Annotated in this window: 16 protein-coding genes; 12 read left to right on the forward strand and 4 right to left on the reverse strand. The window is 53.8% G+C overall.

The features are described from left to right. The first annotated feature begins 85 nt into the window (after positions 1–85). From degP to HA50_RS03870, 3 genes are all read left to right on the forward strand, one after another. Positions 86–1,525: a serine endoprotease DegP gene (gene degP, locus HA50_RS03860; RefSeq protein WP_084872830.1), complete on the forward strand. Its 1,440-nt coding sequence runs from the start codon at positions 86–88 to the stop codon at positions 1,523–1,525. A 168-nt stretch (positions 1,526–1,693) separates the two neighbouring features. Beyond that, entirely contained in the window at positions 1,694–2,851 is a 1,158-nt protein-coding gene (locus tag HA50_RS03865) for a CdaR family transcriptional regulator (protein WP_084872832.1), read from the forward strand. Further along, positions 2,851–4,095, forward strand: coding sequence for an alginate lyase family protein (locus HA50_RS03870; protein WP_084872834.1), 1,245 nt, complete (start codon positions 2,851–2,853; stop codon positions 4,093–4,095). The genes HA50_RS03865 and HA50_RS03870 overlap by 1 nt, the downstream gene beginning before the upstream one ends. 28 nt (positions 4,096–4,123) lie before the next feature. On the opposite strand, the gene HA50_RS03875 is transcribed toward HA50_RS03870, so the two are convergent. The 4 genes from HA50_RS03875 to map form a co-directional block, all read right to left on the reverse strand. Then, the gene (locus HA50_RS03875; RefSeq protein ID WP_084872836.1) at positions 4,124–4,516 is read right to left on the reverse strand and encodes a DUF3461 family protein; all 393 of its coding nucleotides are present in this window, start codon (positions 4,514–4,516) and stop codon (positions 4,124–4,126) included. A 276-nt stretch (positions 4,517–4,792) separates the two neighbouring features. Next, a complete protein-coding gene (gene dapD, locus HA50_RS03880) occupies positions 4,793–5,617 on the reverse strand; it encodes a 2,3,4,5-tetrahydropyridine-2,6-dicarboxylate N-succinyltransferase (protein ID WP_084872838.1) in 825 nt (274 codons plus the stop codon). 187 nt (positions 5,618–5,804) lie between these two features. Continuing rightward, positions 5,805–8,459 carry a bifunctional uridylyltransferase/uridylyl-removing protein GlnD gene (gene glnD, locus HA50_RS03885; RefSeq protein ID WP_084878321.1) on the reverse strand — a complete coding sequence of 885 codons (2,655 nt, stop codon included), beginning with the start codon at positions 8,457–8,459 and terminating at the stop codon, positions 5,805–5,807. A 70-nt stretch (positions 8,460–8,529) separates the two neighbouring features. Further along, entirely contained in the window at positions 8,530–9,324 is a 795-nt protein-coding gene (map, locus tag HA50_RS03890) for a type I methionyl aminopeptidase (RefSeq protein ID WP_084872840.1), read from the reverse strand. Between the two features lie 315 nt (positions 9,325–9,639). Here map and rpsB point away from each other — a divergent pair, with 315 nt between their 5' ends. From rpsB to bamA, 9 genes are all read left to right on the forward strand, one after another. Beyond that, positions 9,640–10,365: a 30S ribosomal protein S2 gene (gene rpsB / locus HA50_RS03895; RefSeq protein WP_013507942.1), complete on the forward strand. Its 726-nt coding sequence runs from the start codon at positions 9,640–9,642 to the stop codon at positions 10,363–10,365. A gap of 183 nt (positions 10,366–10,548) precedes the next feature. Next, positions 10,549–11,400 (forward strand): translation elongation factor Ts, encoded by an 852-nt coding sequence (gene tsf / locus HA50_RS03900; RefSeq protein ID WP_084872842.1) that lies wholly within the window; start codon positions 10,549–10,551, stop codon positions 11,398–11,400. Positions 11,401–11,558: 158 nt separating this feature from the next. After that, positions 11,559–12,284, forward strand: coding sequence for a UMP kinase (pyrH, locus tag HA50_RS03905; protein WP_084872843.1), 726 nt, complete (start codon positions 11,559–11,561; stop codon positions 12,282–12,284). A gap of 160 nt (positions 12,285–12,444) precedes the next feature. Then, positions 12,445–13,002 (forward strand): ribosome recycling factor, encoded by a 558-nt coding sequence (gene frr, locus HA50_RS03910; protein ID WP_084878324.1) that lies wholly within the window; start codon positions 12,445–12,447, stop codon positions 13,000–13,002. Between the two features lie 137 nt (positions 13,003–13,139). After that, on the forward strand, positions 13,140–14,342 hold the full coding sequence (gene ispC, locus HA50_RS03915; protein WP_084872845.1) for a 1-deoxy-D-xylulose-5-phosphate reductoisomerase: 1,203 nt from the start codon (positions 13,140–13,142) through the stop codon (positions 14,340–14,342). Positions 14,343–14,508: 166 nt separating this feature from the next. Further along, a complete protein-coding gene (gene ispU / locus HA50_RS03920; RefSeq protein WP_084872847.1) occupies positions 14,509–15,261 on the forward strand; it encodes a (2E,6E)-farnesyl-diphosphate-specific ditrans,polycis-undecaprenyl-diphosphate synthase in 753 nt (250 codons plus the stop codon). Between the two features lie 18 nt (positions 15,262–15,279). Continuing rightward, complete coding sequence (cdsA, locus tag HA50_RS03925; RefSeq protein ID WP_084872849.1) at positions 15,280–16,137, forward strand: phosphatidate cytidylyltransferase; 858 nt, start codon at positions 15,280–15,282, stop codon at positions 16,135–16,137. Positions 16,138–16,149: 12 nt separating this feature from the next. Beyond that, positions 16,150–17,499 (forward strand): sigma E protease regulator RseP, encoded by a 1,350-nt coding sequence (gene rseP, locus HA50_RS03930; protein ID WP_084872851.1) that lies wholly within the window; start codon positions 16,150–16,152, stop codon positions 17,497–17,499. 51 nt (positions 17,500–17,550) lie between these two features. Then, entirely contained in the window at positions 17,551–19,962 is a 2,412-nt protein-coding gene (gene bamA / locus HA50_RS03935) for an outer membrane protein assembly factor BamA (RefSeq protein WP_084872853.1), read from the forward strand. The last annotated feature ends 73 nt before the right edge of the window (positions 19,963–20,035 follow it).

Raw genomic sequence — 20,035 nt, forward strand, 5'->3', positions numbered from 1 at the left:
ACTTCGCGTTTACAATTTAATCTCATCATCACGACCACAGCAATGGTAATGGTCCGGACGTAAATCTTATATGAGACACAGATGAATGAAAAAAAGCACATTAACGTTAAGTGCGCTGGCACTTAGTCTGGGCATGGCGTTCAGCCCTGTCAGTGTTTTCGCGGCGGAGACAGCTTCCTCCTCCAGTCAACAACTGCCCAGCCTTGCACCAATGCTGGAAAAAGTGATGCCCTCGGTGGTGAGTATCAGCGTGGAAGGCAGTACGACGGTGAAGACCCCGCGCATGCCGCAGCAATTCCAGCAGTTCTTTGGTGATAACTCACCGTTCTGCCAGGACGGTTCGCCGTTCCAGAGTTCACCGATGTGTCAGGGCGGTGGCGGCGATAACAGTGGCGGCGGTAGCGACACGCAGCAGGAGAAATTCCGTGCGCTTGGTTCTGGCGTGGTGATCAATGCGGATAAAGGCTACGTGGTCACCAACAACCATGTGGTTGAAAACGCGACGAAAATCCAGGTGCAGCTGAGTGATGGCCGTCGCTACGACGCGAAGGTGATCGGTAAAGATCCGCAGTCGGATATTGCGTTGATCCAGCTGCAAGACGCGAAAAACCTGACGGCGATTAAGATTGCCGATTCCGACAACCTGCGCGTTGGTGATTACACCGTCGCCATCGGTAACCCGTATGGCCTCGGCGAAACCGTCACCTCGGGCATTGTTTCGGCGCTGGGTCGTAGTGGCCTGAATGTCGAAAACTATGAAAACTTCATCCAGACGGATGCCGCGATCAACCGGGGTAACTCGGGTGGTGCACTGGTGAACCTTAACGGTGAACTGATCGGTATCAATACCGCGATTCTGGCACCGGACGGCGGCAACATCGGTATCGGTTTTGCTATCCCGAGTAACATGGTGAAAAACCTCAGCGCGCAGATGGTGGAATACGGCCAGGTGAAACGCGGCGAGCTGGGGATTATGGGCACCGAGCTGAACTCCGAGCTGGCAAAAGCGATGAAAGTCGATGCGCAGCGCGGGGCGTTTGTCAGCCAGGTGCTGCCAAATTCAGCGGCGGCGAAAGCCGGTATCAAAGCGGGTGACGTCGTGGTTTCCATGAACGGTAAACCGCTGACCAGCTTCTCTGCGCTGCGTGCGGAAGTCGGTTCGCTGCCGGTGGGCACCAAACTGCAACTGGGTCTGCTGCGTGACGGCAAACCGGTGAGTGTCACCGTCGAGTTGCAGCAGAGCACCCAGGATAAAGTGCAGTCAGCCACGATCTACACCGGCATTGAAGGTGCGGACCTGAGCAATATCGACAGCAATGGCCAGAAAGGCGTGCGTGTTGATAGTGTGAAACCGGGTAGTGCGGCAGCGCGCATCGGCCTGAAAAAAGGCGATGTGATCCTCGGTGTGAACCAGCAGGCCGTGGCGAATCTGGGCGAATTACGCAAGATCCTCGATACCAAACCGTCGGTTCTGGCGTTGAATGTACAGCGCGGCGACAGCAGCCTGTACCTCCTGATGCAGTAATCTCTGTAGCGTTAACTCAAGGCGGACTTCGGTCCGCCTTTTTTTGTGGTCACAGATGTGACCTCTCCCGCAATTCCCGCATTCTCTATCCGGCTATGTGCATTTGCACAATGTCAGCTACCGAATGGGCGCGTATTCTGTCTTCTCGTCTTTTTTCCGGAGTGATTGATGGCCACCTATCATCTCGATGCGCGCCTGGCACAGGACATTGTTGCCCGCACCATGAAAATTATTGACAGCAATGTCAACGTGATGGATGCCCGTGGCCGCATTATTGGCAGTGGAGATCGCGAACGTATTGGCGAATTGCACGAAGGTGCACTGCTGGTGCTGTCGCAGGGCAGGGTGGTAGATATTGATGAGGCAGTCGCCCGACATCTGCATGGCGTCCGCCCTGGTATTAATCTGCCGTTACGTATTGATGGCGAAATCGTCGGCGTAATCGGCCTGACCGGGCAGCCGGTCGCACTGCGTCATTACGGCGAGCTGGTTTGCATGACGGCCGAAATGATGCTGGAACAGGCGCGTTTGCTGCATATGCTGGCGCAGGATAGCCGTCTGCGCGAAGAACTGGTGCTTAATCTGGTGCGGAGTGAAAGCCTGTCACCGGCGTTGAGTGAATGGGCACAGCGACTGGGTATTGACCTCAATCAGCCACGCGTTGTGGCGGTGGTGGAGGTGGATAGCGGCCAGCTGGGCGTGGATAGCGCCATGTCGGAATTGCAGCAACTGCAAACGCTGCTGACCACCCCTGAGCGCGATAACCTGATTGCTATCGTTTCACTGACTGAAATGGTGGTGTTAAAACCGGCGCTGAATGCGCATGGTCGCTACGATCAGGACGACCATCGCCGCCGGGTTGAACAACTGCTGCATCGGATGAAAGAGAGTGGCCATCTGCGCATGCGTATTGCGCTGGGCAACTACTTCACCGGGCCTGGCAGCATCGCGCGATCCTATCGTACTGCCCGCACTACCATGATGGTGGGCAAGCAGCGCATGCCAGAGCAGCGTAGCTATTTTTATCAGGATTTGGTGTTGCCGGTGCTGCTCGACAGTTTACGTGGTGGCTGGCAGGCGAATGAGCTGGCCCGGCCGCTGGCGAAATTAAAAAATATGGATAACAACGGCTTGCTGCGTCGGACCCTGATCGCCTGGTTCACGCATAATGTGCAGCCCAGCGCCACGGCACGCGCGCTGTTTATCCACCGTAACACGCTGGAATACCGTTTGAACCGCATCTCGGAATTGACCGGTCTGGATTTGGGCAACTTTGACGATCGGCTGTTGCTGTATGTGGCACTGCAACTGGATGAGCAGACCTGATGAAGCTGACAGGGCTACTGGCATCGTTGCTGTGGCTGTACAGTAGCTTTGGCCTGGCGACGGAGCTGGCGTTTCTCTCGCTGACCGATTTACAACAGGTCAGGCAACAGCTGGCGCAGCGGACTGCCGCAGCGCCAACCCTTGCCGCCTGGCAGCAATTGCAGCGGGAGGCGCAGCAGGCGCTGAAACATCCAGACCCGAGCGTCACCGATAAAGGGCTGCTGCCACCGAGCGGTTCAAAGCATGATTATCTCAGTCTGAGCGCCTATTGGTGGCCAGACGACACCCACCCGGCAGGTCTGCCCTGGCAGCGGCGCGATGGGGTGGTCAATCCCGCCAGCAAAAATGATCAAAGCGATGGTGTCCGGCTGGCGCGTTTTACTGCCGATTTGCAGGTATTGACCCTCGCCTGGTACTTCTCGGGTGAGCAGCGTTATGCCGATAAAGCGCAGTCGATGGCGCGGCATTGGTTCATTGATCCCGCCAGCCGCATGAATCCTAACCTCAATTTTGCCCAGGGGGTGCCGGGTGTGGCGCAGGGGCGTCATACCGGGGTGCTGGATGGGCGTTATTTCGCCACCCGTGTGGTGGATGCGCTGACGCTGTTGCGCGGATCGCCGGGCTGGCAACACGCGGATGAGCAGGGCGTGCAGCAGTGGTTTCATGCCTATCTGCACTGGCTGCAACAGAGTCCGCTGGCGCAACAGGAGGCTGCGGCGGCTAACAACCATGGCAGCTGGTACTGTACGCAGGTGGCGGGCATCGCCTGGTATCTTGGCGATCGCGCGACGGTGCAGACGATGGTGGCGCTGGCGCGCCGTAAGATCGACCAACAAATTCGGGCTGATGGTACGCAACCGGCGGAACTGGCGCGCACGCGATCCTTTCATTACAGCTATTTTAATCTGCAGGCACTCAGCAACCTTGCCTGGCTGGCACAACGAAGCGGCTTCGGCGATCTCTGGCATTACCAGAACCCGCAGGGCGGATCGTTGCTTGCCGCGCTGGCAGCCATGGCCCCTTACAGCGATCCGGCCAAAGTCTGGCCGTGGAAAAATCGCGATCGTGTCAGCGTGCGGCTGATTCCTTTACTGTCACTGGCGGATAACAGTTTGCAGCAATCACGCTGGCAGCAGCGCATTGCTCAGGCGGACTGGACGGTATCGGGTGGCACGGTGCAACAGGCACAGCAAGATACCTGGTTGTTTTCACTGCCTTATGCGCAGAAAAAAGGCCAGCATTAGCTGGCCTGAGCAGAGCGGGAAGCAAGTATTAACGACCGCTGCGGGTCAGTTTATCGAGGTCGGATTCGATCTCAGCAATCTTGTTAGACACCACGTTTTCCAGATGGCGCAGATCGTCAAGGATTTTGCGTTTCAGATCGACTTCAACCTGATCGCGCTGGCAAATCTGATCCAGCTCATCAATCACATAACGCAGGTTAGGGCTGATTTCCTGAACTTCTTTATATCCCTGGCTGCTGTGGTCGGCCACCACGGTTTTGCGTTGACGCGGGTATTTGAACTTCACGCTTTTCGCGAAGAATTCGCCTTTGTCTTTGCGGAAGTAGATTTTCAGGATGTCGTTATTGGCTTCCTGACGCAGGCTGTAACGGTCAATGTCGTCAGGGTTGCTGATACCTAAGCTTTTCAGGTTGTCGTACATAGCTTTATATTCCATCAAAAGTGGGAGAGCGCGCAGGACCATCATCATTCAGGATGCAGCTGAAACGCAGCAACCAGCTTAAACAACTGTAGACATAAAAAACCGGGATGAACATTGCGCGGCCTGAGTTAACTGGCGCGGATTATGACCTGTTTGAAAAACAAACGCACTTGTTAATTCGCGGTGAGAAACAGGTTGTCAGGTAGGATGTGTAAAGAAAAAATTACGGGCCTGAATACAGGCCCGTCGGATAAGTTTATTTAAGGCAAATTCGCCTTAGTCGATAGTGCGCAGCAGCTCGTTGATACCGACTTTGCCACGGGTTTTCGCATCAACTTTCTTCACGATAACCGCGCAGTACAAGCTGTAGCTGCCGTCTTTAGAAGGCAGGTTACCTGAAACCACCACAGAACCCGCTGGAACACGGCCATAATGCACTTCGCCGGTTTCGCGGTCATAAATTTTGGTGCTCTGACCGATGTAGACGCCCATGGAGATCACGGAACCTTCTTCAACGATCACGCCTTCAACGATTTCTGAACGTGCGCCGATAAAGCAGTTGTCTTCGATGATGGTCGGGTTAGCCTGCAGCGGCTCCAGTACGCCACCGATGCCGACGCCGCCGGACAGGTGAACGTTTTTACCGATCTGCGCGCAGGAACCCACGGTTGCCCAGGTATCGACCATTGAACCCTCATCAACATAAGCGCCGATGTTAACGTAAGACGGCATCAGCACGGTGTTGCGTGCAATAAACGCACCCTGACGTACCGCTGCCGGAGGAACAACGCGGAAGCCTTCTTTTTTGAAGCGTGCTTCGTCCCAGTTAGCGAATTTCATCGGTACTTTGTCGTAGAAACGGGTTTCTGCGCCTTCCATGACCTGGTTGTCGTTGATGCGGAACGACAGCAGCACTGCTTTCTTCAGCCACTGATGCGTTACCCACTCACCGTTGATCTTTTCAGACACGCGCAGTTCACCGCTGTCCAGCAGACCGATGACCTGGTTGATGGCTTCACGAGTGGCGCTGTCCACGCTGGCTGGCGTGATGTCGGCGCGGCGCTCAAAGGCGGATTCAATAACGCTCTGTAACTGTTGCATGATAATTTCCTGATTCTGTCATAGCGGATGCCCGGCCAATGCCAGGCATGAGTCAAATTTTCTACCCTAAATCATTCAGGTTGCAGGAAGGCGGCGACGCAGCGAATCCCTGGGAGCATACTTCAGTATGTGACCAGGGTGAGCGAGGAAAGCCAACGCACCTGCAGCTTGAATGATGACGGGTAGATCACACTTTATCGTTTGGATTAAGGGCCTCTGTCAACCGTTGTTGCAACACATTGCGCATTTCGACATCAAGCGCGCGTCGCTCGCTGTTCGCCAGGATGAAAAGATCCTCAACCCGCTCACCAATTGTACTGATACGCGCACCATGCAGTGACACACCTAAATCGGCAAAAACCTCACCCACCCGCGCCAGCAAGCCAGGCTGATCGAGCGCGATCAGTTCCAGATAGCTGCGGCGATCGGTATGGGTTGGCAGGAAGCTGACCTCGGTGTCGACGCTGAAGTGCTTGAGACGTGATGACTGACGACGCACGCGCGGCGGCACCCATTCGGTTTGGGCGATCGCCTGTTCCAGTGCGTGGATGATCATCGGATGACGATCGGCGGCCAGCGGGCTGCCATCGGGTTCCAGCACGATAAAGGTGTCCATGGCCATGCCATCACGGCTGGTAAAGATCTGCGCGTCGTGCACGCTAAGGTTGCGCCGATCCAACTCGCCTGCCACTGCGGCGAACAGATAAGGGCGATCCGGGCTCCAGATGAAAATTTCGGTACCGCCACGGGTGGCCTGCGGGCTGACCAGCACCAGTGGCTTGCTCAAATCATGGTTAATCAGATGGCGTGCATGCCATGCCAGCTGATTAGGGGTGTGACGCAGGAAATAGTCGGAACGGCAGCGGCTCCAGATATGCTGCAATCGTTCTTCGTCGAGGTTTTCCATGCGCAACAGGGCCAGCGCCTGCAACCGATGATGGCGCACGCGCTCGCGCAGGTCCGGGCTGTTTTCCATGCCGCGGCGCAGCTGTTTTTCGGTGGCAAAAAACAGTTCACGCAGCAGGCTCTGCTTCCAGCTATTCCACAGACTTTCGTTAGTGGCGCAGATATCCGCTACCGTTAAGCACACCAGATAACGCAGGCGGTTTTCGTTCTGCATCACTTCAGCAAATTGCTGAATGACGGTGGGGTCCTGAATATCACGACGCTGAGCGGTGACCGACATCAACAGATGGTGGCGCACCAGCCAGGCAACCAGCTGGGTTTCGCGTGAATTGAGACCATGCAGTTCGGCAAAATCCAGCGCATCCTGCGCCCCCAGAATCGAATGGTCACCACCGCGCCCTTTGGCGATGTCATGCAACAGCGCCGCCATCAGCAGCAGTTCCGGTTGTGGCAGACGTGGCCAGAGTTCAACACACATCGGATGCATCGGACGCGTGGCTTCGTCGGCAAAGCTCTCCAGCTTCTGCAATACGCGGATGGTGTGTTCATCCACGGTGTAGGCATGGAACAGGTCAAACTGCATCTGGCCGACGATATTGCCCCACAGCGGCGTGTAGGCCCACAGCACGCTATGGCGATGCATCGGCAACAGCGCGCGCTTCACGGCGCCGGGGTGGCGCAGAATCGCCATAAAGGTCTGGCGCGCTTCCGGGATTTGGCACAACGGTTGTTTCAGGTGACGACGTGAATAACGCAGCTGGCGCAAGGTGGTGGAATAGATGCCTTTAATGTCCTCGTTGCGTACCATTACGTAAAACATACGCATGATCGATTGCGGTTCACGATCGAACAGCGTCGGATCGCGCAGGTCGATCAAATCCCCCCGCAGCTGGAAATCGTCGTCAATGCTGCGCGGTTTTTCTGTCGAGGAAAGTCCGAGAATGGCTTCATCAAACAATTGCAGCAGCATCTGATTCAGTTCGCCAATACGGCGCGTGACGCGGAAAAAGTCCTTCATCATGCGCTCAACCGGCTCATTACCTTCGCCAAGGTAGTTAAGGCGTTGGGCGACGTTTAACTGGCGATCAAACAACAGCCGGTTATCGTAACGCGTTAACGTCAGATGCAAAGCAAAGCGGATACGCCAGAGAAATTCCTGGCATTCATTCAGCTCGTTGCGTTCAGCTTCGGTGAGAAAACCGAAGCCGACCATTTCATCCAGCGTGGTGGCACCAAAGTGGCGGCGCGCCACCCATTGCAGCGTGTGAATATCGCGCAGGCCACCGGGGCTGCTTTTGATATCCGGCTCCAGATTGTAACTGGTGCCGTGGTAGCGCTTATGGCGTTCCTGCTGTTCCTCAATTTTGGCGGCAAAGAAATCCGCCGAGGGCCAAAAGCCATCGCTGAAGATGTTCTTTTGCAGTTCGAGAAACAGCGCCACGTCGCCGGTCAGCATACGTGACTCAATCAGGTTGGTGGCGACAGTCAGATCCGACAATCCTTCCAGCAGGCACTCTTCCAGCGTACGCACGCTATGACCGACTTCCAGTTTGAGATCCCACATCAGCGTCAGCAGTTGACTGGTGCGCTGTGCTGCCTGCTCGTCCAGCGGGCGACGGCTGAGGATCAGCACATCGATGTCTGACAGCGGATGCAATTCGCCACGGCCATAACCACCGACCGCCAGCAGGGCGATCTCTTTCATCTGATCAAAGCCAAAGAAGCGCCATAAGCGACGCAACAGCCGATCAATAAACAGCGTGCGTACATCAATCAGCGATTCAACATCGGTCCCGGCATCAAAAGCCACGCCCATGTGCTGCTGAAATTGTTCGAGATAGAGTTTGAGGTTCTCGCGGGTTAAGGCTTCATCAGGCCAGTCGGCAGGGGAATCGGTCAGGCTCTTGTGTACTGCTTCAGTCACGCTACCACTCATCGACATCGTCTCGTCTGCACGCCATAAAAAAGCCGACACAAGGTCGGCGAGGTCATTATTGGAAAGAGATTTACGCTACGTTTTCCAGCACCGCCGGAATGGTGTCGTCTTCACGCAGGGTCAGAATCTCACAGCCGTTCTCCGTCACCACAATAGTATGCTCATACTGCGCGGACAAGCTGCGATCTTTGGTTTTTACGGTCCAGCCATCCTTCATGGTGCGGATGCGGTAGTCACCGGCGTTAACCATCGGCTCGACGGTAAAGGTCATGCCAGCCTGCAACACCACGCCACTGTCATCAGCATCGTAATGCAGCACCTGCGGTTCTTCATGGAAACCTTTACCAATGCCGTGGCCGCAATATTCACGTACCACGGAGAAATCCTGCGCTTCAACGTACTTCTGAATCGCACGACCCAGCTCACGCAGGCGAATGCCCGGTTTTACCAGACGCAGCGCCAGATACAGGCTTTCCTGCGTGACCCGGCACAGGCGTTCACCCTGGATAGTGGGTTTGCCAACGATGAACATTTTCGAGGTGTCACCGTGATATTCATCTTTGATCACCGTGACATCGATATTGACGACATCGCCATCTTTCAGCAGGCGATCGTCGCTGGGAATGCCGTGGCACACCACTTCATTGATTGAGATGCACACCGATTTCGGGAAACCGTGGTAGCCAAGGCAGGCAGAAATAGCCTGCTGCTGTTGGGTGATGTGCTCGTGGCAGAGACGGTCCAGTTCACCGGTAGAGATACCCGGCACGACATGCGGTGCAATCATTTCCAGCACCTCAGCGGCCAGACGGCCCGCAACACGCATTTTTTCGATTTCTTCAGGGGTTTTGATTGAAATTGCCATTAAATTAATCCGCGGCTGTCGAAAATTTCGACGATAATTGAATTCTGTGCAGTCATGTTAGCAGCAGCGATTTAGGCTGCCAAATCGGGAAACACTAAGCCTTTTCCCGCTAACTACTATTGGCGTATTCCTGCACATTATGGTATAAAGCGCGCCGACGATTCTCTGTCAGCCGCCAGGTCGACAGGAAACGCATAAATCTCATTATGTGTACTAAAACACACATGTATCGACACGTACGCCGGGGTGCCTCGTAAGAGGTCGGTTGTATGGGATACATGGAGGCCCAACCCCAATCAAACTTTAGAGGTAATCATGGCAACTGTTTCCATGCGCGACATGCTCAAGGCTGGTGTTCACTTCGGTCACCAGACCCGTTACTGGAACCCGAAAATGAAGCCGTTCATCTTCGGTGCGCGTAACAAAGTTCACATCATCAACCTTGAGAAAACTGTACCGATGTTCAACGAAGCCCTGGCTGAGCTGAACAAAATTTCTTCCCGTAAAGGTAAGATCCTGTTCGTCGGTACTAAGCGCGCTGCTGCCGAAGCGGTAAAAGAGTCTGCACTGAGCTGCGACCAGTTCTTCGTTAACCACCGCTGGTTGGGTGGCATGCTGACCAACTGGAAAACCGTTCGTCAGTCAATCAAACGCCTGAAAGATCTGGAAACTCAGTCTCAGGACGGTACTTTCGACAAACTGACCAAAAAAGAAGCGCTGATGCGCGCTCGTGAACTGGCCAAGCTGGAAAACAGCCTGGGCGGTATCAAAGATATGGGCGGTCTGCCGGATGCACTGTTCGTTGTTGATGCTGACCACGAGCACATTGCAATCAAAGAAGCAAACAACCTGGGTATTCCGGTATTTGCTATCGTTGATACCAACTCTGATCCGGACGGCGTTGATTTCGTTATCCCGGGTAACGACGATGCAATCCGTGCTGTAAGCCTGTACCTGACTGCCGTTGCCACTACCGTGCGCGAAGGCCGTTCACAGGATCTGGCTGAGCAAGCTGAAGACGCGTCTTTAGAGAACGCCTGATAAGGTCTGCTCTTTCACAGAGCCCTTAGACATCAGATGTAATCTGTTAAGGGGGCCGCACAGGCCCCTTTATTATATCCAAGTTTGTCACGCTGACCTGTCAGGTGAGCGGGGCAGAGTAAATTTTCCGCAACAAGTTTCTGGCAGTGTGCAAACACTGAGAAACGAATCGAGGATTCTGGAATGGCTGAAATTACCGCTGCACTGGTAAAAGAACTGCGCGAGCGTACTGCCGCTGGCATGATGGATTGCAAAAAAGCGCTGACTGAAGCGAATGGCGATATCGAACTGGCCATCGAAAACATGCGTAAGTCTGGCGCAATCAAAGCAGCGAAAAAAGCGGGTAACGTTGCTGCTGATGGCGTGATCAAAACCAAGATCGTTGACGGCTTTGGTGTGATCCTGGAAGTTAACTGCCAGACCGACTTCGTCGCAAAAGATGCCGGTTTCCAGGCGTTTGCTGACAAAGTGATTGACGCAGCAGCTGCTGGCAAAGTGACTGACGTTGAAGTTCTGAAAGCGCAGTTCGAAGAAGAACGCGTAGCACTGGTTGCGAAAATCGGTGAGAACATCAACATCCGTCGCGTTGCGATTCTGGAAGGTGCTGAGCTGGGCAACTACCTGCACGGCGCACGTATCGGCGTTCTGGTTTCTACCAAAGGCGCTGACGAAGAGCTGATCAAGCAGGTTGCAATGCACGTTGCAGCAAGCAAGCCGGAATTCGTTAAGCCGGAAGACGTGTCTGAAGACGTGGTCGCTAAAGAGTACCAGGTTCAGCTGGACATCGCGATGCAGTCTGGTAAGCCGAAAGAAATCGCAGAGAAAATGGTTGAAGGCCGCATGAAGAAATTCACCGGCGAAGTTTCTCTGACTGGTCAGGCTTTCGTTATCGACCCGAGCAAAACCGTTGGCCAGGCTCTGAAAGAGAAAGGCGCAGACGTGATCAACTTTATCCGCTTCGAAGTGGGTGAAGGTATCGAGAAAGTTGAGACTGACTTCGCAGCAGAAGTTGCTGCAATGTCCAAACAGTCTTAATTGGTCCGAAAGAACCGCCGGAAGGCGGTTCTTTTTTGTCTGCATTTTGTTGCGGACGCATTTTCAGTCACTTCCCAATAGCTTTTCTCTCTCGCTAAGCGGATGATTGATCAGATTTAACTTCTCCTTTTCATCATATCTTCCAGGAAGAATTGACCATGGCGACCAACGCAAAACCTGTATATCAACGTATCCTGCTAAAACTGAGTGGCGAAGCACTGCAAGGTGCCGAAGGTTTTGGTATTGACGCGAGTGTGCTTGACCGCATGGCGCAAGAGGTGAAAGAGCTGGTTGAGCTGGGTATCCAGGTAGGTGTGGTTATTGGTGGCGGTAACCTGTTCCGTGGCGCGGGCCTGGCACAGGCGGGTATGAACCGTGTGGTCGGTGACCATATGGGTATGCTGGCAACCGTGATGAATGGCCTGGCGATGCGCGATGCGCTGCACCGTGCCTATGTCAATGCGCGTCTGATGTCAGCGATTCCGCTGAATGGCGTATGTGATAACTACAGCTGGGCCGAAGCGATCAGCCTGCTGCGCAATAACCGTGTTGTGATTTTCTCTGCCGGTACTGGCAACCCGTTCTTTACCACCGACTCAGCCGCCTGCCTGCGTGGCATTGAAATTGAAGCGGACGTGGTGCTGAAAGCCACCAAAGTCGATGGCGTCTATTCTGCCGATCCGGTTAAAAATCCGGACGCAACGCTGTATGAACAGCTGAGCTATGCCGAAGTGCTGGATAAAGAGCTGAAAGTGATGGATCTGGCAGCCTTTACGCTGGCTCGCGATCATCAGTTGCCAATCCGCGTCTTCAACATGAACAAGCCTGGCGCACTGCGCCGCGTAGTGATGGGTGAAAAAGAAGGCACCCTGATTACGCATTAATACCCGACGCAAGATAAAATAGGGTATATTCTGTTGGCGCGGCGCTCGGTCGTCGTGCCATACCCGAAATATGACGGGTATCAGGATGATCGATGATTATCGATACCGCTTCCGGTTAGCCCGGAAATGGCCAGGTCAAACCGAATCCAAGGGTTTCAACGTGATTAACGAAATTAAAAAAGATGCTGAAACGCGCATGGACAAATGCGTGGAAGCATTCAAAAACACCATTAGCAAAGTGCGCACTGGTCGCGCTTCTCCCTCTCTGCTCGACGGCATTGTTGTTGAATATTACGGTACGCCAACGCCGCTGCGTCAGCTGGCTAGCGTCACTGTAGAAGATTCCCGTACGCTGAAAATCAACGTCTTCGATCGCTCGCTGGGTCCGGCCGTTGAGAAAGCGATTATGGCATCCGATCTGGGTCTGAACCCAAGTTCAGCAGGTAGCGACATCCGTGTTCCGCTGCCAGCGCTGACGGAAGAACGTCGTAAAGATCTGATCAAAATCGTCCGTGGTGAAGCGGAGCAGGGTCGTGTGTCAGTACGTAACGTACGTCGTGACGCCAACGACAAGATCAAAGCGTTGCTGAAAGATAAAGAGATCAGCGAAGACGACGAACGTCGTACGCAGGACGAAATCCAGAAAATGACCGATGCACGCATCAAGAATGTTGATGCAGCACTGGCAGAGAAAGAAAAGGAACTGATGGAGTTCTGATTCCATCTTTGTCCGACAAACGCCGTCAAGAGAGGTATACCCATTTGGGAATGCACGATCTTGCGGCGTTTTATTTTTGTCCCTGCGGATGAGGGCATTTTCTGCCTGCCTTCTCCGGAAAACACACGGAAAGCGTCATGAAGCGATTAACTCTGCTTGGTTCCACCGGCTCAATTGGTACCAGCACACTGGCAGTGGTGCGGGAAAATCCCGAGCAATATCAGGTAACAGCGCTGGTGGCTGGTCAGAATGTGGCGTTGATGGCCGAGCAATGCCAGCAGTTTGCGCCGCGCTATGCGGCGATGGCGGATGAAATCTCCGCACAGGCGCTGCGTGAGCGACTGAGAGCACTCAACATCAAAACTGAAGTGCTCTCCGGCGTTCAGGCTGCCTGCGAACTTGCTGCGCTGGATGAGGTTGATCAGGTGATGGCGGCGATTGTCGGTGCATCGGGCCTGCTGCCGACGCTGGCAGCCATCCGCGCCGGTAAAACCGTGCTGCTGGCGAATAAAGAATCTCTTGTCACATGCGGCCGCCTGTTTATGGAGGCGGTACAGCGTCATCAGGCCCGGTTATTGCCCGTCGACAGCGAGCACAATGCCATTTTTCAGAGTTTACCGGCTTCCATACAGCAGCAGTTGGGGTACGCTGATCTGCGGGAGAACGGCATTGAGTCGATTATCCTCACGGGATCAGGTGGCCCTTTTCGTGACACGCCATTAGCTGAGTTAGCGGCTATGTCGCCGGATCAGGCATGTGCGCATCCGAACTGGTCAATGGGGCGTAAAATCTCTGTTGATTCAGCCACCATGATGAATAAAGGTCTTGAATACATTGAAGCCCGCTGGCTATTTAACGCAACGGATGCGCAGATGGAAGTGATCCTGCATCCGCAGTCGGTCATCCATTCTATGGTGCGTTATTGCGATGGTAGCGTGCTGGCGCAACTGGGATCGCCCGATATGCGTACCCCTATTGCTCACAGCATGGCATGGCCAGCACGTATTTCTGCCGGCGTGACACCGCTCGATTTCACTCGAATGAAAGCGCTGACCTTCGCTGAGCCGGATTACGCGCGCTATCCCTGCCTGAAGCTGGCAATTGACGCCTGCGCCACTGGCCAGGCCGCCACGACGACGCTGAATGCAGCGAATGAGGTGGCGGTCGCCGCATTTCTGCAGCATCAGATCCGCTTTACCGATATCGCAGCACTGAACAGTGAAGTGCTGGCATCGCTGAGCTGCGGGGAACCCGATAGCGTTGAGGCGGTGGTGGAGATTGATCGGTTAGCGCGAGTATGTGCCACGGAAATGTTGCCACGTTTGCGCATAGCAGGTTGATTGTCCCCGCTATTTGTTAGCTCAGGGCGAAAATGGTATAGTCGCTCGCTCGCGTTTCACGGCCTGGCATTGTTTCGATGCCAGCCGACTGAAAAGTCGGTGTTTGCTGCAGGCGCAATGTATTCAGAAACCACAGCATTTCTGATTAAAGGAATTATTACGCGTTATGTCGTCCAACAATCACAACACATTCGATGACCGGTCTGATTGTACGCCGCGTCACGTGGCCATCATTATGGATGGTAATGGTCGCTGGGCAAAAAATCAGGGCAAACTGCGTATTTCAGGCCACAAAGCCGGGGTAAAATCAGTACGCCGGGCCGTCAGCTTTGCGGTCAGCCATAAGCTGGAAGCGCTCACACTTTACGCATTCAGTAGCGAAAACTGGAGCCGACCGATACAGGAAGTGACGGCCTTAATGGAATTATTTGTCTGGGCGCTTGATAGCGAAGTCAAAAGCCTGCACAAACATAACGTACGTCTGCGTGTTATTGGCGACATCAGTCGTTTCAATTCCAGAATCCAGGAACGCATTCGTCGCGCCGAGGAACTGACTCAGCAAAATAATGGACTGACTCTCAACATTGCTGCCAACTATGGTGGACGTTGGGATATTATCCAGGGTGCCAGAAAATTGGCCGAGCAGGTTCAGGAAGGTTTGTTACGTCCTGACCAGATAACCGAAGAGAGTCTGGCTCCGTACCTTTGTATGAATGAGCTGGCGCCGGTGGATTTAGTGATAAGGACCGGGGGAGAGCATCGAATCAGCAACTTCCTGCTGTGGCAGGTTGCCTATGCTGAGTTCTGGTTTACCGATGTTCTCTGGCCTGATTTTGATGAACATGTTTTTGAAGGTGCACTGAATGCTTTCTCTCTGCGGGAGCGTCGCTATGGCGGCGCTGCACCAGGCGGCGCCTGAGCAACCTGGGGGTAACCTTTGCTGAAGTCTCGTTTAATTACCGCGTTTATTTTAATTCCGCTGGTGATTGCTGCGCTGTTCTGGTTACCACTATCCGGTTTTGCGATAACAACCATCATCATCTGTATGCTTGCCGCCTGGGAATGGGGGCAGCTGGCGGGTATGGCGACCCGTCAGCAACGCATCTGGCTGGCTGTGCTTTGTGGCTTGCTGCTGGCGGTGATGTTATTCACGCTGCAACCTTACCAACGTGATTTGCACCAGGTGCAGATGGAAAGCTCGTTATGGGCGTCTCTTATCTGGTGGGTCGTGGCGTTGGTGCTGGTGCTGTTTTATCCCGCTTCTGCGGCCGTCTGGCGTCATTCACGCCCGTTACGTCTCCTGTTTGGTGTGCTCACCGTGATCCCGTTCTTCTGGGGCATGATGGCGTTGCGCCAGTATCATTACGATACCGATCATTTCGCCGGAGCCTGGTGGCTGCTGTTTGTCATGTTTCTGGTGTGGGGTGCCGATTCAGGTGCCTATATGTTTGGCCGGTTATTTGGTAAACACAAGCTGGCTCCCAAAGTCTCGCCGGGTAAAACCTGGGAAGGCTTCCTCGGCGGGTTAGTCTGCTCTGCCGTGATTGCCTGGCTGTTTGCCACGTTCGCGCCATTAACTATTGCCACGTCAACCCTGATTATCTGTGCTGTTATCGCCGCATTGGCTTCGGTACTGGGCGATTTGACAGAAAGTATGTTCAAACGTGAAGCCGGTATCAAAGACAGCGGTAACTTAATTCCGGGCCACGGTGGTATCCTCGATCGCATTGATAGCCTGACAGCAGCGGTGCCGGTCTTTGCCTGCCTGTTGCTGCTGGTGTTCCGCACCCTCTGAGGATAGGCGACGATGTTGAGCATACTCTGGAGTTTTGCAGCCTTTATTGTGGCGCTCGGCGTGCTGATTACCGTGCACGAGTTCGGCCATTTTTGGGTTGCGCGCCGTTGCGGTGTCAAAGTTGAACGTTTTTCGATTGGTTTTGGCAAAGCGCTGTGGCGTCGTAGCGACCGTCAGGGCACGGAATATGTCATTGCCCTGATCCCCCTTGGCGGTTACGTCAAAATGCTTGATGAACGCGTTGAAAGCGTCCCCGCTGAACTGCGCCATCAGGCTTTCAATAACAAAGCTATCTGGCAGCGGGCATCGATTATTGCTGCCGGACCCATTGCTAACTTCATCTTTGCCATCATTGCGTACTGGGCGGTGTTTATTCACGGTGTGCCTGGTGTGCGCCCGGTTGTTGGCGAAATTCTGAACGGTTCCATAGCTGCAGAAGCGCAAATTGCCTCTGGTATGGAACTTAAAGCGGTAGATGGTATCGAAACGCCTGATTGGGATGCGGTACGCATGGCGCTGATCGGCAAAATCGGTGACCAAAGTACAACGCTTACCGTCTCGCAGTTTGGTGAACAGGCTACGCAGCAGAAGCAGCTGGATTTGCATGACTGGCAGTTTGAGCCAGACAAGCAGGACCCGGTGGTTGCGTTAGGTATTCGCCCACGTGGGCCGCAGATTGAAACGACCCTCGCCGAAGTGCAGGCTAACTCTCCGGCGAGTGACGCCGGTTTGCAAGCGGGCGACAGGATCGTTAAAGTCGATGGTCAGCCGTTAACGCAATGGCAGACTTTTGTGGTGCAGGTGCGCGATAACCCTGGCAAAAACATGGCGCTGGAGGTGGAGCGTAACGGTGAATCGCTGGCATTAACGCTGACACCCGAAGCCAAGCCGGGGAATAAAGCGGAAGGTTTTGCGGGGGTTATCCCGCGAGTGATTCCGCTACCTGACGAGTACAAAACGGTAAGGCAGTATGGGCCTTTCGCCGCGATTGGTGAAGCCAGTGTAAAAACCTGGCAACTGATGAAGCTGACGGTCTCCATGCTGGGCAAGTTGATAACCGGGGATGTGAAGCTGAATAATCTGAGCGGGCCGATTTCGATCGCGCAGGGTGCCGGGTTATCAGCAGAATATGGGGTGATTTACTACCTGATGTTCCTGGCGCTTATCAGCGTCAACTTAGGGATAATTAACCTGTTCCCACTGCCGGTTTTAGATGGTGGACATTTGCTCTTTCTGGCGATCGAAAAGATCAAAGGTGGACCTGTGTCCGAGCGAGTTCAGGACTTTAGTTATCGCATTGGCTCAATTCTGCTGGTGCTGTTAATGGGGCTTGCACTTTTCAATGATTTCTCACGTCTGTAATAGCTGGAATGCAGACAGACGTGGGATGTGTTAGGAAAACGCATAACAACGATGGCGATGAAAAAGTTGCTCATAGCGTCGCTGCTGTTTAGCAGCGCCACCGTGTACGGTGCAGACGATTTCGTGGTGAAGGATATTCATTTCGAAGGGCTACAGAGAGTCGCCGTCGGCGCGGCTCTGCTAAGCATGCCGGTTCGTGTCGGCGATACAGTGAATGATGATGACGTCAGAAATACCATTCGCGCACTGTTCGCCACCGGCAACTTTGAAGATGTTCAGGTTCTGCGCGACGGTACTACGCTGATTGTCCAGGTGAAAGAACGCCCGACCATTGCCAGCATCACTTTCTCCGGTAACAAAGCGGTGAAAGAAGATCAGCTGAAGCAAAACCTTGAAGCATCGGGTATCCGCGTCGGTGAAGCCCTTGACCGCACCACGCTCTCTTCCATTGAGAAGGGACTGGAGGATTTCTATTACAGCGTCGGTAAATATACCGCCAGCGTTAAAGCGATTGCCACGCCGCTGCCGCGTAACCGTGTCGATCTGAAATTTGTCTTCCAGGAAGGTGTTTCTGCACAGATTCAGCAGATCAACATCGTGGGCAACAAAGCGTTTAGCTCAGATGAACTGATCTCTCGCTTCCAGCTGCGTGACGAAGTGCCGTGGTGGAACGTTGTGGGCGATCGTAAATACCAGAAACAGAAACTGGCCGGGGACCTCGAAACCCTGCGCAGCTTCTATCTGGATCGCGGTTATGCGCGTTTTAATATCGATTCAACGCAGGTGAGCCTGACGCCGGACAAAAAAGGCATCTACATCACCGTCAACATCACCGAAGGCGATCAGTACAAGATTGCTGGTGTGATTGTTAACGGCAGCATGGCAGGCCACTCGGCGGAAATTGAACATCTGACGAAAATCCCTGCGGGTGAGCTGTATAACGGCACTAAAGTCACCCAGATGGAAGATGACATCAAGAAACTGCTGGGCCGCTACGGTTATGCCTACCCGCGTGTGGTGACACAGCCGGAAATCAATGATGCTGATAAGACGGTAAAACTGCATATCAACGTTGATGCAGGTAACCGTTACTACGTGCGTAAAGTCCGCTTCGAGGGTAACGATACGTCGAAAGATTCGGTACTGCGTCGTGAGATGCGTCAGATGGAAGGTGCCTGGCTGGGTAGCGATCTGGTTGATCAGGGCAAAGAACGTCTGAACCGTACCGGTTACTTTGAAACTGTGGACGTGGATACCCAACGCGTGCCGGGTTCACCTGATCAGGTAGACGTGGTCTACAAGGTGAAAGAACGTAATACCGGTACCTTTAACTTCGGCGTGGGCTACGGCACCGAGAGTGGTGTGAGCTTCCAGGTCGGTGTGACCCAGGATAACTGGCTCGGCACCGGTAACACTGTTGGCATCAGCGGCACCAAAAATGATTATCAGACCTATGCTGAATTCTCACTGACCGATCCGTATTTCACGGTGGACGGTGTCAGCCTGGGTGGTCGTATTTTCTATAACGACTTTAGAGCTGACGATGCTGACCTGTCTGACTACACCAACAGAAGTTATGGTCTTGATGGCACGCTGGGCTTCCCGATTAACGAGAACAACTCCCTGCGCGTTGGTTTAGGTTACGTACATAACGACCTGTCCAATATGCAGCCGCAGATTGCGATGTGGCGTTATCTCGACTCAGTAGGGAATCATCAGGGTCTGAATAAAGATGGTGATTATTCTGCCAATGACTTTACCTTCAACTATGGCTGGACATATAACACCCTTGACCGCGGGTTCTTCCCAACGTCGGGTAACCGTACCAACCTGAACGGTAAGATCACCATCCCAGGTTCAGACAACAGCTTCTATAAAGCGACGCTGGATACACAGCAGTACGTGCCGATTAACCAGGATCGTACTTGGGTGCTGTTGGGTCGTGGCCGTATTGGATATGGTGACGGACTCGGTGGTAAAGAGATGCCGTTCTATGAGAACTTCTACGCCGGTGGTTCCAGCACCGTTCGTGGCTTCCAGTCCAACACCATTGGTCCGAAAGCGGCGTATCTGAATGATGGCTCGTCCACCTGTACGCTGTCCGATCCGAATGGTGTTTGTAAGTCGGATGATGCGGTGGGGGGTAACGCAATGGCAGTGGCCAGCCTTGAGCTGATCACACCAACACCGTTCCTGAGTGAGAAGTACGCTAACTCAGTACGTACCTCATTGTTTGTCGATGCCGGTACCGTCTGGGATACTAAATGGCAGAATACCGCTGAAACGCGTGCGGCAGGGATTCCTGACTACAGCGATCCAAACAATATTCGCGTATCCAGCGGTATCGCACTACAGTGGATGTCACCGTTGGGGCCGTTGGTGTTCTCATATGCCCAGCCGGTCAAGAAAGTCGAGGGAGACAAGTCAGAGCAGTTCCAGTTTAACATCGGTAAAACCTGGTAAAGCTCTGAGCAGGGAAGTGTATACCCAACGGGTATAAATAGCGTCTTGCAAGCGTGTGGTTCTGCCACGCGCT

It is taken from the genome of Pantoea cypripedii, from assembly GCF_002095535.1.
Lineage (GTDB): Bacteria > Pseudomonadota > Gammaproteobacteria > Enterobacterales > Enterobacteriaceae > Pantoea > Pantoea cypripedii.

Coding starts and splice junctions, on each gene's coding strand:
- degP (WP_084872830.1), top strand. CDS start 86: ATGAAAAAAAGCACATTAACGTTAAGTGCGCTGGCACTTAGTCTGGGC.
- HA50_RS03865 (WP_084872832.1), top strand. CDS start 1,694: ATGGCCACCTATCATCTCGATGCGCGCCTGGCACAGGACATTGTTGCC.
- HA50_RS03870 (WP_084872834.1), top strand. CDS start 2,851: ATGAAGCTGACAGGGCTACTGGCATCGTTGCTGTGGCTGTACAGTAGC.
- HA50_RS03875 (WP_084872836.1), bottom strand. CDS start 4,516: ATGTACGACAACCTGAAAAGCTTAGGTATCAGCAACCCTGACGACATT.
- dapD (WP_084872838.1), bottom strand. CDS start 5,617: ATGCAACAGTTACAGAGCGTTATTGAATCCGCCTTTGAGCGCCGCGCC.
- glnD (WP_084878321.1), bottom strand. CDS start 8,459: ATGAGTGGTAGCGTGACTGAAGCAGTACACAAGAGCCTGACCGATTCC.
- map (WP_084872840.1), bottom strand. CDS start 9,324: ATGGCAATTTCAATCAAAACCCCTGAAGAAATCGAAAAAATGCGTGTT.
- rpsB (WP_013507942.1), top strand. CDS start 9,640: ATGGCAACTGTTTCCATGCGCGACATGCTCAAGGCTGGTGTTCACTTC.
- tsf (WP_084872842.1), top strand. CDS start 10,549: ATGGCTGAAATTACCGCTGCACTGGTAAAAGAACTGCGCGAGCGTACT.
- pyrH (WP_084872843.1), top strand. CDS start 11,559: ATGGCGACCAACGCAAAACCTGTATATCAACGTATCCTGCTAAAACTG.
- ispC (WP_084872845.1), top strand. CDS start 13,140: ATGAAGCGATTAACTCTGCTTGGTTCCACCGGCTCAATTGGTACCAGC.
- ispU (WP_084872847.1), top strand. CDS start 14,509: ATGTCGTCCAACAATCACAACACATTCGATGACCGGTCTGATTGTACG.
- rseP (WP_084872851.1), top strand. CDS start 16,150: ATGTTGAGCATACTCTGGAGTTTTGCAGCCTTTATTGTGGCGCTCGGC.
- bamA (WP_084872853.1), top strand. CDS start 17,551: ATGGCGATGAAAAAGTTGCTCATAGCGTCGCTGCTGTTTAGCAGCGCC.